10 protein-coding genes, 1 tRNA gene and 1 CRISPR repeat array (1 of these 12 cut by a window edge) are annotated in these 13,316 nt (G+C 52.5%); of the genes, 8 read left to right on the top strand and 3 right to left on the bottom strand.

What is annotated here, in order from left to right; genetic code table 11:
• Positions 1-68: a CRISPR direct-repeat array (repeat unit 28 nt; unit sequence GTTCGCTGCCGCATAGGCAGCTCAGAAA); it begins 1,581 nt to the left of the window's first position.
• Between the two features lie 304 nt (positions 69-372).
• The 3 genes from MT343_RS07625 to cysD form a co-directional block, all read right to left on the bottom strand.
• Positions 373-449, bottom strand: a tRNA-Met gene (locus MT343_RS07625).
• A 402-nt stretch (positions 450-851) separates the two neighbouring features.
• Entirely contained in the window at positions 852-2,465 is a 1,614-nt protein-coding gene (gene cysN, locus MT343_RS07630) for a sulfate adenylyltransferase subunit CysN (protein WP_145470979.1), read from the bottom strand.
• Position 2,466: 1 nt separating this feature from the next.
• The gene (gene cysD, locus MT343_RS07635) at positions 2,467-3,375 is read right to left on the bottom strand and encodes a sulfate adenylyltransferase subunit CysD (RefSeq protein WP_145470980.1); all 909 of its coding nucleotides are present in this window, start codon (positions 3,373-3,375) and stop codon (positions 2,467-2,469) included.
• Between the two features lie 210 nt (positions 3,376-3,585).
• On the opposite strand from cysD, the gene MT343_RS07640 reads away from it, so the two are divergent.
• The 8 genes from MT343_RS07640 to choV all read left to right on the top strand — a co-directional run bounded on the left by MT343_RS07640 (position 3,586) and on the right by choV (position 13,266).
• The gene (locus MT343_RS07640; RefSeq protein ID WP_145470981.1) at positions 3,586-4,233 is read left to right on the top strand and encodes an alpha/beta hydrolase; all 648 of its coding nucleotides are present in this window, start codon (positions 3,586-3,588) and stop codon (positions 4,231-4,233) included.
• Positions 4,234-4,401: 168 nt separating this feature from the next.
• A complete protein-coding gene (gene zapE / locus MT343_RS07645; protein WP_145470982.1) occupies positions 4,402-5,517 on the top strand; it encodes a cell division protein ZapE in 1,116 nt (371 codons plus the stop codon).
• 645 nt (positions 5,518-6,162) lie between these two features.
• A complete protein-coding gene (gene betI, locus MT343_RS07650) occupies positions 6,163-6,798 on the top strand; it encodes a transcriptional regulator BetI (RefSeq protein WP_243989479.1) in 636 nt (211 codons plus the stop codon).
• Between the two features lie 4 nt (positions 6,799-6,802).
• Positions 6,803-8,257 (top strand): betaine-aldehyde dehydrogenase, encoded by a 1,455-nt coding sequence (gene betB, locus MT343_RS07655; protein ID WP_145470984.1) that lies wholly within the window; start codon positions 6,803-6,805, stop codon positions 8,255-8,257.
• Between the two features lie 4 nt (positions 8,258-8,261).
• Complete coding sequence (gene betA, locus MT343_RS07660) at positions 8,262-9,962, top strand: choline dehydrogenase (RefSeq protein WP_145470985.1); 1,701 nt, start codon at positions 8,262-8,264, stop codon at positions 9,960-9,962.
• 24 nt (positions 9,963-9,986) lie between these two features.
• Complete coding sequence (locus MT343_RS07665) at positions 9,987-10,913, top strand: choline ABC transporter substrate-binding protein (protein ID WP_145470986.1); 927 nt, start codon at positions 9,987-9,989, stop codon at positions 10,911-10,913.
• Positions 10,914-11,258: 345 nt separating this feature from the next.
• Positions 11,259-12,098, top strand: a complete 840-nt coding sequence (gene choW / locus MT343_RS07670; RefSeq protein ID WP_444875583.1) for a choline ABC transporter permease subunit — start codon at positions 11,259-11,261, stop codon at positions 12,096-12,098.
• A 1-nt stretch (position 12,099) separates the two neighbouring features.
• The gene (choV, locus tag MT343_RS07675; RefSeq protein WP_145470988.1) at positions 12,100-13,266 is read left to right on the top strand and encodes a choline ABC transporter ATP-binding protein; all 1,167 of its coding nucleotides are present in this window, start codon (positions 12,100-12,102) and stop codon (positions 13,264-13,266) included.
• Positions 13,267-13,316 lie beyond the last annotated feature (50 nt).

Below are 13,316 nucleotides of genomic sequence, written 5' to 3' on the forward strand. Positions count from 1 at the left end.
TCAGAAAAGCATAAAAGCGCGGTACAGGTTACGGGCGTTGTTCGCTGCCGCATAGGCAGCTCAGAAACGGATGAAAGAGGCGCAGGAGTGCCTGATGTTGTTCGCTGCCGCACAGGCGCTCAGAAAAGCTGGTAGACCTCTGGTTTAAGGCCCACGGCGTTCGCTGCCGCATAGGCAGCTCAGAAATATCCGGTGTCGAATCCGGCTTACGTTGATAAGTTCGCTGCCGCACAGGCAGCTCAGAAATTTACAGATTCGGCGTTTCTGGTACGTTAGGCGTTCGCTGCCGAACAGGCAGTTAAAAGCCAAGGGGGGAGAACAAAAACGAAAAAACCCGCGAGTATTTGCATACGTCGCGGGCTTTAGAATTCGTGGTAGCTATGACTGGACTTGAACCAGTGACCCCAGCATTATGAATGCTGTGCTCTAACCAGCTGAGCTACATAGCCACATTGTTACCTGAAAGAAGTGGTTAATGCTTGCTGCATTGCTCCGTTCAAGTGGCGCGTATTATGCCAGCATTCTTTTGCCTGTCAAACATTTTTTTCTGATATTTTTCAAAGAGTTACTAAACCGTGCGAAACTCCGGGCAGAGGCCCTGTGCTGCTGCAGTCAGGGGTTGCTGTCGCGATTGTTGAGATGGCGCTGAATCGGGCTTTGTCTGAGTCTGAGGGCTTTTATATGTGCTCGGGCGCTTGATGTGTGCTCAGGCAGTACGGGCAGGTAGGTGTCAGATGCGAGGGAAGGCAAGCATTCAAGTGTCTGCCGCTTTGGCGCATAAAAGCTCCGGACATAAAAAAGCCCTGCCGTTTCCGGCAGGGCTTTTTGTTAGCACTTCACTCAGGCAGGAATCAGATGATCCCTTGTTCCTGCAGGTCGGCGATCAGGGAGTCGAGGCTTTCCTGATCGGCGGCCAGGCTGACATCGGCGCCATCGGCACCGCCGGCAACCAGTACCACCAGACCTGCGTCTTTCAGAATCTGGGCGTTTTCGTTGCTGGCAATCGCAGCTACGCGTCCCATTTCGAACAGACGGCGGTCGAGGCCCTGTACTACCTGTTCAGCATTCACTGCGTTAACGGCAACGATGGCTGGCTTCTGGTTGAAGCGACGGGCTTTTTCAATAGCGGTTACCGGTGTGTTGTCGTCCGATGCGCTGGCGGCGCCCACGATCATACCGGCACCAATGGTCACGTTGCTCAGGCGGTCGATGATGATAAAGGCGCCGGTACCCGGAATTTTGCTGTAGCAGTCAAAGGGTACGGCTTTATCCAGCGATACTTCCACCAGGGCGATTTCGTTCAGGTTTACCTGATCGGCCAGGCTCTGTTCCAGTGTGTTTACGTCCACCAGATGGTGGATTTTGCTCACGGTACCGGCGGTTGAGCTGGAGGCGAATTTCAGGTCGTATGGCTTACCCGGAATCAACGGGTTCTCGGTCATCCATACGATGTCGGCATTCAGCTTTTTACCCACGGTTGGCAGGTCGTCGAGCTTAACGATAACGTCGCCACGGCTGATGTCGATTTCGTCTTCCAGAGTCAGGGTAACGGCCTGACCGGCGAAGGCTTCTTCGAGGTTGCCGTCGTAGGTCACGATGCTTTCAACCTTGCTGGTTTTCTGCGATGGCAGTGCCATGATGGTGTCGCCCGGCTTAACGATACCGGAGGCGATGGTGCCGCAGAAACCACGGAAGTCGAGGTTCGGACGGTTAACGTACTGTACCGGCAGGCGGAAGTTTTCCAGGTTTTTATCCTTGGCAATTTCCACGCTTTCCAGAATTTCCATCAGCGTCTGGCCGGTGTACCAGGCAGCGCGCGTGCTGCGTTCTACCACGTTGTCGCCGTCGAGGGCGGACATAGGCACAAAGTGAATATCGCTCAGTTCCAGATTCAGGTTTTTGGCGAAGGCGAGGTAGTCTTCGCGGATCTGGTTAAAGCGCTCTTCGCTGAAGTCGAGCAGGTCCATTTTGTTGACCGCAACCACCACGTGCTTGATGCCCAGCAGCGAGGCAATAAAGCTGTGACGTTTGGTCTGGGTCTGCACACCGTAGCGGGCGTCGATCAGAATAATCGCTAGGTCACAGGTGGATGCACCGGTGGCCATGTTGCGGGTGTACTGCTCGTGTCCCGGAGTGTCGGCGATGATGAACTTGCGCTTGGCGGTACTGAAGTAGCGGTAGGCTACGTCGATGGTGATGCCTTGCTCACGTTCGGCCTGCAGGCCGTCAACCAGCAGGGCGAGGTCGATTTTCTCGCCGGTGGTGCCGGATTTGGCGCTGTCTTTTTCGATGGCGGCCAGCTGATCTTCGTAGATCATTTTCGAGTCGTGCAGCAGACGGCCGATCAGGGTGGATTTGCCATCGTCAACGTTACCGCAGGTTAAAAAACGCAGCAGTTCTTTGTTTTCGTGCTGCTTCAGGTACTCAAGAATATCGGCAGCGATCAGATCGGATTGGTGTGACATATCAGAAGTACCCCTCTTGCTTCTTCTTCTCCATCGAACCGGATGAGTCGTGGTCGATGGCACGGCCCTGACGCTCAGATGTAGTGGTCAGCAGCATTTCCTGAATAATTTCCGGCAGAGTGTCTGCCTCAGATTCGACGGCGCCGGTCAGCGGGTAGCAGCCCAGGGTACGGAAGCGTACGGATTTCATTTCCGGTACTTCGCCTTCTTTTAATGGCATGCGCTCGTCATCAACCATGATTAGCATGCCGTCACGCTCAACCACCGGACGCTTGGCGGAGTAGTACAGCGGTACGATGTCGATGTTTTCGAGGTAGATGTATTGCCAGATATCCAGCTCGGTCCAGTTAGACAGCGGGAAAACACGGATGCTTTCGCCCTTGTTTACTTTGCCGTTGTAGATGTTCCACAGTTCAGGACGCTGGTTTTTCGGGTCCCAGCGGTGCTTGCTGTCACGGAACGAATACACACGCTCTTTGGCGCGGGATTTTTCTTCATCACGACGGGCACCACCAAAGGCAGCATCAAAGCCGTACTTGTCCAGCGCCTGTTTCAGACCCTGGGTTTTCATGATGTCAGTGTGCTTGGATGAGCCGTGGGTGAACGGGCCAACGCCTTGTGCCACACCTTCCTGATTGATGTGTACGATCAGATCCATACCCACTTCTTTGGCCATCTTGTCGCGGAACTCGATCATTTCCTTGAATTTCCACGTGGTGTCCACGTGCATCAGCGGAAATGGCGGTTTACCCGGATAAAAGGCTTTACGTGCCAGGTGCAGCATCACCGAAGAGTCTTTGCCGATGGAGTACATCATCACCGGATTGTCGAATTCAGCGGCGACTTCGCGGATGATATGAATACTCTCCGCTTCCAGCTGCTTTAAGTGCGTCAGGTTGTAGTCAGTCATTTTGGTCTGATGGCTCCCAAAAGGTAGGTGTGGGGCAATGTAAATTGCGCGAAATATACCAAGTTGCCTGATATATAAGAAGGTATATTCAATAACATTTAGCTATATGCATATGGTGAAGAAGATGCTTTGGTTTGGGCCGCCCGGCGCCCGCCACGGCAGGCTTCAGCTGTTGCCATATAGTTGCCGGACAGATGAGGAAAAGACGCTATGGCGCAGGAACAGAAAATCACGATTACAGGCCCGGCCGGAGCACTGGACGCACGCTGGCAGGCGGCGGATCAGAGCCGTCTGGGTGTGCTGATGTGTCACCCGCATCCGCTGTTTCACGGCACGATGGACAACAAGGTGGTTACTACCGTCACGCGCACAGCGGCAGGTCTGGGCTTGCCGACCCTGCGCTTTAATTTTCGCGGAGTCGGTAACAGTGAAGGTGTTCACGATAACGGTGTGGGCGAGCAGGACGATGTGCTGGCGGCGCTGAACTATGCGCGTAACGAGCTGGGCTGGCAAAAGGTGATTCTGGCGGGGTTTTCCTTTGGTGCCGGTATGGCCTGCTTAAGCGCCTGCCGTGCGCCGGAAGGCATTGCGGCGCTTGTGTTGCTGGCGCCGGCGGTGCATCACTTTGATGCGCCTAACCAGCTGCCTTATGAGTTTGAAACCTTTATTTATATGGGCGATGCCGACGAAGTGGTGCCTTTTGATGAAGTCAGTGACTGGGCTGAGCGCGTCGTGCCAACGCCACACTATCAGGTGTTTTGTGAGGGCAGCCATTTCTTTCATGGCCGCCTGACCGATCTTAAGGCCAGTCTGCAGGAAGACTGGGCGCCGTTGCTTAAGGCTGCTGGGGTAAGTTGAGAGGGGTGGGTTAAGACGGTTGGGCTGAGTCAGGGCAGGAACGGGGTGGTGTGGCAGGCATTTCCTGCCGTCCGACCTTGGTCAGGATTTGCACTTTTGCCCCTGCTTGGTTAAATTGCGCGCCCTGAATTTCTTCCCGATATCCCACTTCTATAAGGGAGACTGTCCGTGTCTACGCCCTGGGAACTCTATCAAGCCGATCTGCAACGCGATGATTTTTCTTATGATGCCGCGCAGGAAATGGCGGTTAAGCATCTGCAACGTCTGTTTGACGACCTGGTCGCCGCGGAAAACCGCCGTGCGCAACAGGGTCTGTTCGGTAAGCTGGCTGGCAAGCTGAGCAAGAAAAAGCCTGAACCGGAAAAAGGGATTTACTTCTGGGGCGGCGTCGGTCGCGGTAAGACCTATCTGGTCGATACCTTCTACGATGCGCTGCCGTTCAAACGCAAAATGCGTACTCACTTTCACCGTTTTATGCAGCGCGTGCACCGCGATCTGACGGCGCTGGCCGGCGAAAAGAACCCGCTGAATATCGTTGCTGACCGCATTGCCGATGAGGCTGCAGTGATCTGCTTTGACGAGTTTTTCGTCTCCGATATCGGCGACGCCATGATTCTCGGCGGCCTGATGCAGGAACTGTTCAACCGTGGTGTTACCCTGGTGGCTACTTCGAACATCGTGCCTGACGGTCTGTACAAAGACGGTCTGCAGCGTGACCGCTTTATTCCGGCAATTAAACTGCTGAATAAATACACCGAAGTGGTGAATGTGGATTCGGGCGTTGATTACCGTCTGCGCACGCTGGAGCAGGCCGAGCTTTACCATTACCCGCTGGACGGTGGTGCAGAAGCCAGTCTGCAGAAAAGTTTCGACAGCCTGATCGCTGACCCGCGTCACGTTAAAACCAACTGCACAGTGGAAATTCTGGGGCGTAAGATTCCGGTTAAAGCACTGTGTGACGATATCGCCTGGTTTGAATTTACCGCACTGTGCGATGGCCCGCGTTCGCAGAACGATTACATCGAATTGGGTAAGCAGTTTCACGCCATTCTGATTTCGAATGTGCCGGTCATGGGCATTAAAAACGACGACCTGGCGCGCCGTTATATCAACCTGATTGATGAGTTTTATGATCGTGGTGTGAAGGTGATTATGTCGGCCGATGCGGCCATTCCGGCAATTTACGGCCAGGGTAAGCTGGAGTTTGAATTCCAGCGCACCACCTCGCGTATGCTGGAGATGCAATCACACGAATATCTGGCGCGCGAACACCGCGCCGAGTAATAGCTGGCCGCACCCGCGGCCTTGCGGATATCTCTTAGGGCCTGTTAACACTAATTAAACAGGCCTGTTATTGGCTAAAAAGTTCTCAGGCAAGGCGCTGAGAGTGTGGGATGTTCAGCACATCCCTGTGCTTCACCCCTTCGGGGTTGGCACGCCAATGTGCTCCAGACCGATTGGTTACGGGTTCAGCGAGCGAACAGCAACGCTGGATGAGGGATTTTTAGCCATAACCCTTCGGGCTGAGGCCCGTTTTCCCCATGTACATCGTCGTTCGTCATTCATTTAGCCCGCTAATATCACTCCTCTCTCCTTGATCTGAGAAAAACTGGCTCTCAGTAGGCCCGATTCACTTAGTATTAACAGGCCCTAGTCAAAAAACGCAGCTGCCGCATTGCCGGGGCTGCGTTTTTTTATGCCTGCTGCTCGGAAAATGAGCATTTCTGCCGGTGTTCGGCATAAAAATTCCATAGATATCTAATTAATTTTACGTTCCTGTTAGTGCTCTCTGGTGCCCATGGTTGCAGGTCTGACGCTGTATTTTGCATGGTCTATGGTGCTGTTTGGCTTCTTTGTTTGGGTTGATCCATAGAGAGCTAAACTTTAGACTCGTATTGATTGAACGTTCAATCAATGGCGGGAAAGCAGTTGAGTAACGGTTTAAACAGAGCAAATATCGAGGGTTTACGGCGTCAGCAGCTGATTGACGCCACTCTGAAATCCATTGAGTTGTATGGGTTTCAGGGCACGACCATCGTTACCATCAGCAAGCTGGCGGGGATGTCATCCGGCATCATCAGCCACTATTTCGGTGGCAAGCAGGGTGTTATCGAAGCCGCTGTGCGACATCTGCTGGAGCAGCTGAAGCAGGGCTTGTTGCAACAACTGCAGGCCGGTCAGGCGCGTCAGGTATCACCACGCGAGCGCCTGATGATGATTGTCGAAACCAACTTTGCCGGCTTTCAGCGCTCGTCTTCGGCCACGGTTACCTGGCTGGCGTTCTGGGCGAAAGCCATGCATGACCCGGCTCTGGCCCGCTTACAGCGGGTTAACAGCCAGCGCCTGAGCAGCAACCTGTTGTATTCCTTCCGCCAGTTAATCGCTGACCCCATTGCCGCCCGCGATGCGGCGGCGATGACCGCCGCCATGATTGACGGCATGTGGTTGCGCAGCACCCTCAATCTGACTCCTGCAACCGATGATGCTTTTAACGAAGCTGAGCGTTTGTGCAAAGCCTTTATTGATTCACTGATAGCGACCAGCGGTCGCACCGATGAGATCTGAATCCATGCGACTGATGAATTTTATTGATGGCCAGCCGCTGGCCAATCAAAGCGGTGAAACCTTCGATGTGATTAATCCGGCCACAGCCGAAGTGGCTTATCAGGTGGAGGTCGCCGACGACAGCATTAAAGCCGCTGCACTGGACAGCGCCCAGCGTGGTTTTGAGCAATGGTCGGCAACTCCGGCGATTGAACGCAGCCGTATTTTATTAAAAGCGGTGGCGTTGCTGCGTGAGCGCAATGATGAACTGGCCGCCGGCGAAGTACGGGATACCGGTAAACCCTGGCAGGAAGCCTCCGTGGTGGATGTGGTTACCGGTGCCGACTCGATTGAATTTTTTGCCGGTATCGCGCCAGCCATTGAAGGGAATCAGCAGGATTTAGGCGGTGATTTTTATTACACCCGCCGCGAACCGCTGGGTATCTGCGCCGGTATCGGCGCCTGGAATTATCCGCTGCAGATTGCCTGCTGGAAATCTGCCCCGGCTCTGGCCTGCGGCAATTCGATGATTTTTAAACCATCGGAAGAAACCCCGTATGGCGCAGTCAAACTGGCGGAAATATTTATTGAAGCCGGTGTGCCTGCCGGTGTGTTTAACGTTGTCCACGGTGCGGCCGAAGTGGGTGCCTGGCTGACGGCCGAAGAACGTATTGCCAAGGTATCTTTTACCGGTGAAGTCGGCACCGGCAAAAAAGTAATGGCTGCTGCGGCTGGCAGTTTAAAAGACGTCACCATGGAACTGGGTGGTAAATCGCCGCTGATTATTTTTGACGATGCTGATCTTGATGATGCGGTATCGGCGGCCATGCTGGCGAATTTTTATACTCAGGGTGAAATCTGCACCAATGGCACACGGGTATTTGTGCACGAAGCGGTATATGACGATTTTATGCAGCGTCTGCTGAAGCGTACCGAAAATAATATTGTGGCGGGTCATCCGATGGACCCGGACGTGAATTTCGGCGCTTTAATTTCCGCCAAACACCAGCAACTGGTTTTGAGTTATATCGACAAAGGCAAAGCCGAAGGTGCGACGCTGGCCAGTGGTGGGTTTGCGCTGGCGCCGGACAGTGCACCTAACGGCTATTTTGTTGCACCCACCATTTTTACCGATTGCCGCGATGATATGACCATCGTGCGCGAAGAAATTTTTGGCCCGGTGATGTCGGTGCTGACTTTCCGCAATGAAGATGAAGTCATTCGTCGCGCCAACGATACCCGTCTGGGACTGGCAGCCGGTGTCTTTACCCGCGATATCCGCCGTGCTCACCGGGTAATTCATCAGATGCAGGCCGGTATCTGCTGGATTAATGCCTATGGTGCCTCACCGGCGGAAATGCCGGTGGGTGGTTACAAATTGTCTGGTATCGGTCGTGAAAACGGCGTCGAAACCATTAAACACTACACCCAGTTAAAAGCGGTGTATGTGGGTATGAATCCACTGGAAAGCCCATTCTGAGGAAATGCCCATGAACGAATTTGATTACATTATTGTCGGTGCCGGTTCCGCCGGTTGTGTGCTGGCAAATCGTCTGAGCGAAGATCCGCAGGTGTCAGTACTGCTGCTGGAAACCGGTGGTTCGGATAAAAGTATTTTTATCCAGATGCCAACCGCATTATCCATTCCGATGAATACCAAAAAATACGCCTGGCAGTTTGAAACCGAGCCGGAGCCATATCTCAATAACCGCCGGATGCATTGCCCGCGCGGTAAGGTGCTGGGTGGTTCGTCATCTATTAATGGCATGGTGTATGTGCGTGGACATGCCCGTGATTTTGATGAGTGGGCAGAAGCTGGCGCGACTGAATGGGATTACGCCCATTGTTTACCTTATTTTAAAAAGGCTGAAACCTGGGCCTTTGGTGGTGATGAGTACCGCGGCGACAGTGGACCATTAGGCGTTAATAACGGCAATAATATGCAGAACCCGCTGTACGGGGCCTTTATTAAAGCCGGGCAGCAGGCAGGCTATGACTTTACTGCCGACTATAACGGTAAGCAGCAGGAAGGCTTCGGCCCGATGCATATGACGGTAAAAAATGGCCTGCGCTGGTCAACCGCCAATGCCTATCTGCGTCCGGCGATGAAACGCAATAATTTAACCGTGATAACCCATGCACTGGTGCATAAGGTTCTTTTGCAAAAGCAGCCGGATGGGTTACGTGCAACCGGTGTGCGCTATGAGCGCAGGGGTAAGATTAAAAATCTGCGCGCGCGTAAAGAAGTTATTTTGTCGGCCGGTTCCGTTGGTTCACCGCATATTCTGCAGTTATCCGGTATTGGCCCGCGTGATGTACTGGAGAAAGCAGGTATTGAAGTAAACCATCACTTACCCGGTGTCGGTGAAAACCTGCAGGATCATCTGGAGTTTTATTTTCAGTTTAAATGCAAACAGCCTATTACCCTGAACAGCAAGCTGGGGTTATGGAGTAAGTTTTTAATCGGCAGTCGCTGGCTGTTTACCCGCAAAGGTCTGGGCGCAACCAATCATTTTGAGTCCTGTGGCTTTATCCGCTCAAAAGCCGGGGTTGAGTGGCCCGACCTGCAATACCATTTTTTACCCGCAGCAATGCGTTATGACGGCCGTACGGCTTTTGATGGCCATGGTTTTCAGGTGCATATCGGTCATAACAAACCGAAAAGCCGTGGTTATATCCGCGCTGTCAGCGCTGACCCGCACAGTGCACCACGTATTCTGTTTAATTATCTGCAGCACGAAGATGACCGCGAAGGGTTCCGCGATTGCGTAAAGCTGACCCGTGAAATTATTGGTCAGCCGGCATTTGATGCCTATCGAGATGGTGAAATTCAACCGGGTGAGCAGGTGCAGACAGATGAGCAGATCGATGAATTTGTGCGCAGCAATGTCGAAAGCGCGTATCACCCATCCTGCTCCTGCAAAATGGGCACCGATGAATCAGCCGTGGTTGATCCTGAAGCCCGCGTTCATGGTGTACAGGGACTGCGGGTAGTTGATTCCTCCGTTTTTCCGACGATTCCCAACGGCAATTTAAATGCCCCCACCATTATGGTGGCCGAGCGTGCGGCGGATTTTATCCGCAGCAGTCTGACAGGCCGCTCACAGATATTACCTCCCGGTAACGCAGAGGTTGGTATGGAAGCCGACTGGAAAGAAAAACAACGGACTAATCCGCCGGCCTGATCCGGCAAAAAATGCAGGAGACAAATGATGACTTTACGAACGATTTTATTATCCATGGTACTGGCGGTAACTTCTGCCGCTCAGGCAGAGCAGTGCAATACGGTGCGCTTTTCTGATGTTGGCTGGACGGATATTACCGCCACCACCGCTCTGGCTTCCGTGGTGATGGAAAGTGCAGGCTATCAGACCAGTACGCAGTTACTGTCGGTACCGGTGACGTATAAGTCGCTGGAAAATGGCGATATTGATGTATTTCTGGGTAACTGGATGCCAACCATGGAAGGCGATATTAAAGCCTATCGTGAACGTGGCACGGTCGATACGGTGCGCAAAAATCTGAGCGGTGCCAAATACACTCTGGCGGTACCTCAGTACGTTTATGATGCCGGAGTAAAAACCTTTGCGGATATCGCTGAATTTGCTGATAAGTTCGATAAAAAAATCTACGGTATTGAGCCGGGTAACGATGGTAACCGTCTGATTCAGGACATGATTGATCAGAACACTTTTGGCCTGAAAGACTTTGAAGTGGTGGAATCAAGCGAAGCCGGTATGTTGTCACAGGTTAAGCGTAAAACCCGTCGTGATAAGTGGATTGTCTTCCTTGGCTGGGAGCCACATCCGATGAACAGCAACTTTAACCTGGCGTATCTGGAAGGCGGTGATGATTTCTTTGGTCCGGATCTGGGCGGCGCATCGGTATTTACCAATACCCGTAAAGACTATGTTGGCCAGTGCGCGGAAATCGGTAAATTTCTCAACAACCTGAGCTTTACCCTGGAAATGGAAAATCAGGTGATGGCGGCCATTCTTGATGACGGTAAAAAACCCAAAGCAGCAGCCACACAATGGCTGAAAAATAATCCTGACGTCCTGAACATCTGGCTGAAAGGCGTTAAAGCCGCTGACGGATCGCCGGCTTTAACTAAGGCACAGGCTGCTTTCCGCTAAGTATCCATAAACGCAGGAAGTTAGGGCCTGTTAACACTAAGTGAATCGAGCCTGCTGAGAGCCAGTTTTTCTCAGAACAAGGAGAGAGGAGTGATATTAGCGGGCTAAATGAATGACGAACGACGATGTTAATGGGGAAAACTGGCCTCAGCCCGAAGGGTTATGGCTAAAAATCCCTCATCCAGCGTTGCTGTTCGCTCGCTTAACCCGTTAGGCCACACTCTCAGCGCCTTGCCTGAGAAATTTTTAGCCGATAACAGGCCTGTTTAATTAGTGTTAACAGGCCCTAGTGCACATTCTGCACTGACTTCTGCTCAGATTTCTGTTTTGTTTCTTTATAACTACGTGAGTCTTATGGATAGTTTTAAAATTCCACTCGGTGAATATATCGAGCTGTTTTTCGACTGGTTGGTGGACAACACCTCCGGTTTCTTTGATGCCATGGCCGAATCACTGGAATGGCTGATTAATTCCAGTACTGATGCTCTTACCTGGATGCATCCGGGCGCCTTTATTGTGGTTCTGGCACTGTTTGCGTTCTGGCTGCATCGCTCTGTGGGATTGGTATTGTATGCCGTTGCCTCGTTATTGCTGATCTGGAACCTGGGGTACTGGGTCGAAACCATGCAGACCTTGTCATTGGTGCTGTATGCCACGCTGTTTTGTATTTTATTAGGTCTGCCTATCGGTATTTATGCGGCGCATCATCCGCGTTTATACACCGTCTTACGGCCGGTGCTGGATCTGATGCAAACCGTTCCGCCCTTCGTGTATTTAATTCCAACCCTGACATTGTTTGGTCTGGGCGTTGTTCCGGGCCTGATTTCCACCATTATTTTTGCCATTGCCGCGCCGGTGCGTCTGACCTATCTGGGTATTTCTGAAGTACCGAAAGAAATGGTTGAGGCTGGTCAATCCTTTGGTGCCACGCGCTCACAGTTGTTATGGCGTATCGAACTGCCGGCGGCGGCGGCTAATATTGCTGCCGGTGTGACGCAGTGCATTATGTTGTCGCTGTCGATGGTGGTAATTGCCGCTCTGGTCGGCGCCGATGGTTTGGGTAAGCCTGTGGTCCGGGCGCTGAACACGGTAGATATTGCCAGCGGTTTTGAAGCGGGACTGGCCATTGTTCTGTTGGCGATTTTACTCGATCGCCTGTGCAAACAACGGGAACAGGTGAGCTGATATGATCGAAATTAAACATCTTGATGTGGTCTTCGGCCCACAACCCCAGGAGGCGCTGGCATTACTTGATCAGGGCCTGGATCGTGAACAAGTACGTGCCCAAAGTGGTTCTTTGATTGCCGTTAAAGATGCATCACTGACGGTAAAACGCGGTGAAATCTGTGTCCTGATGGGCCTTTCTGGCTCTGGTAAATCCAGCCTGTTGCGTTGTATTAATGGCCTTAATCCGGTTGCCCGTGGGGCGGTAAATATTGAGCATGACGGTGAAATGCTCGACTTTGCCAGCGCCGATGCACAAACCCAGCGCGATATCCGTATGCGCCGGATTTCTATGGTGTTTCAGAAGTTTGCATTAATGCCCTGGCTGACGGTGGAGCAGAATGTTGCGATGCCACTGGAATTACAGGGCCTGCCGAAAGCTGAAATCAAACGCCGGGTCAGTGAGCAGCTGGAAGTCGTTGGCCTGGCTGAATGGCGCAAGCTTAAACCGGGTAAGTTATCCGGCGGTATGCAGCAGCGGGTTGGTCTGGCACGGGCGCTGGCGGTTGAGTCCGATATTTTATTAATGGATGAGCCGTTTTCCGCCCTCGACCCGCTGATCCGGACTCAGCTGCAGGACGAGTTGTTGCAGCTGCAGGAAAAACTGAAGAAGACCATTATTTTTGTCAGTCACGATCTTGATGAAGCGCTGAAACTCGGCAGCCATATCGCCATTATGAAAGACGGTGAAATTGTGCAGCATGGTAAACCGGAAAGCATTGTGCTCAATCCGGCGAACGATTATGTGCGTGATTTTGTTGCCCATACCAATCCGCTGAATGTATTGCGTGCGGTATCAATAATGCGTGAGCTGAGTGATATGGCGCAGCAGGAACGGGGCTATTGTCTGAGCAAACGCCATGATTATTGGCTTAGCCCCGATGGTAATCAGGTACAGGTAAAAGATCAGGTCTATGCTGTACAGTGTTGGCAGCAGGGTGATGATATCAGCGCGCTGCAGCAAATCCCCACCCGTGTGGGGCCGCGCACAGCCATGCGTGATGTGATGGAAATCCGTTACCACACAGGCCACTCGGTTCTGGTAGGTGATGAACAGGGGGTGCAGGGCGTTGTCGGTGACCGCGAGCTGTACCATACGTTGTTGGGAAAAATGATGTCCGACGACTAGTATCAATATCAGGTTGATGCCGTAATTTGGCCGGGCAAACAGGCGGTAAG

Origin of the sequence: Venatorbacter sp. C2-1 (genome assembly GCF_022832715.1) — a bacterium.
GTDB lineage: Bacteria > Pseudomonadota > Gammaproteobacteria > Pseudomonadales > Oceanobacteraceae > Venatoribacter > Venatoribacter alkanivorans.

What these genes read in the sequence shown, in the direction of transcription:
- choV (WP_145470988.1), top strand. Translation starts at nt 12,100, where the DNA reads ATGATCGAAATTAAACATCTTGATGTGGTCTTCGGCCCACAACCCCAG.
- betA (WP_145470985.1), top strand. Translation starts at nt 8,262, where the DNA reads ATGCCCATGAACGAATTTGATTACATTATTGTCGGTGCCGGTTCCGCC.
- cysN (WP_145470979.1), bottom strand. Translation starts at nt 2,465, where the DNA reads ATGTCACACCAATCCGATCTGATCGCTGCCGATATTCTTGAGTACCTG.
- MT343_RS07665 (WP_145470986.1), top strand. Translation starts at nt 9,987, where the DNA reads ATGATGACTTTACGAACGATTTTATTATCCATGGTACTGGCGGTAACT.
- MT343_RS07640 (WP_145470981.1), top strand. Translation starts at nt 3,586, where the DNA reads ATGGCGCAGGAACAGAAAATCACGATTACAGGCCCGGCCGGAGCACTG.
- cysD (WP_145470980.1), bottom strand. Translation starts at nt 3,375, where the DNA reads ATGACTGACTACAACCTGACGCACTTAAAGCAGCTGGAAGCGGAGAGT.
- betB (WP_145470984.1), top strand. Translation starts at nt 6,803, where the DNA reads ATGCGACTGATGAATTTTATTGATGGCCAGCCGCTGGCCAATCAAAGC.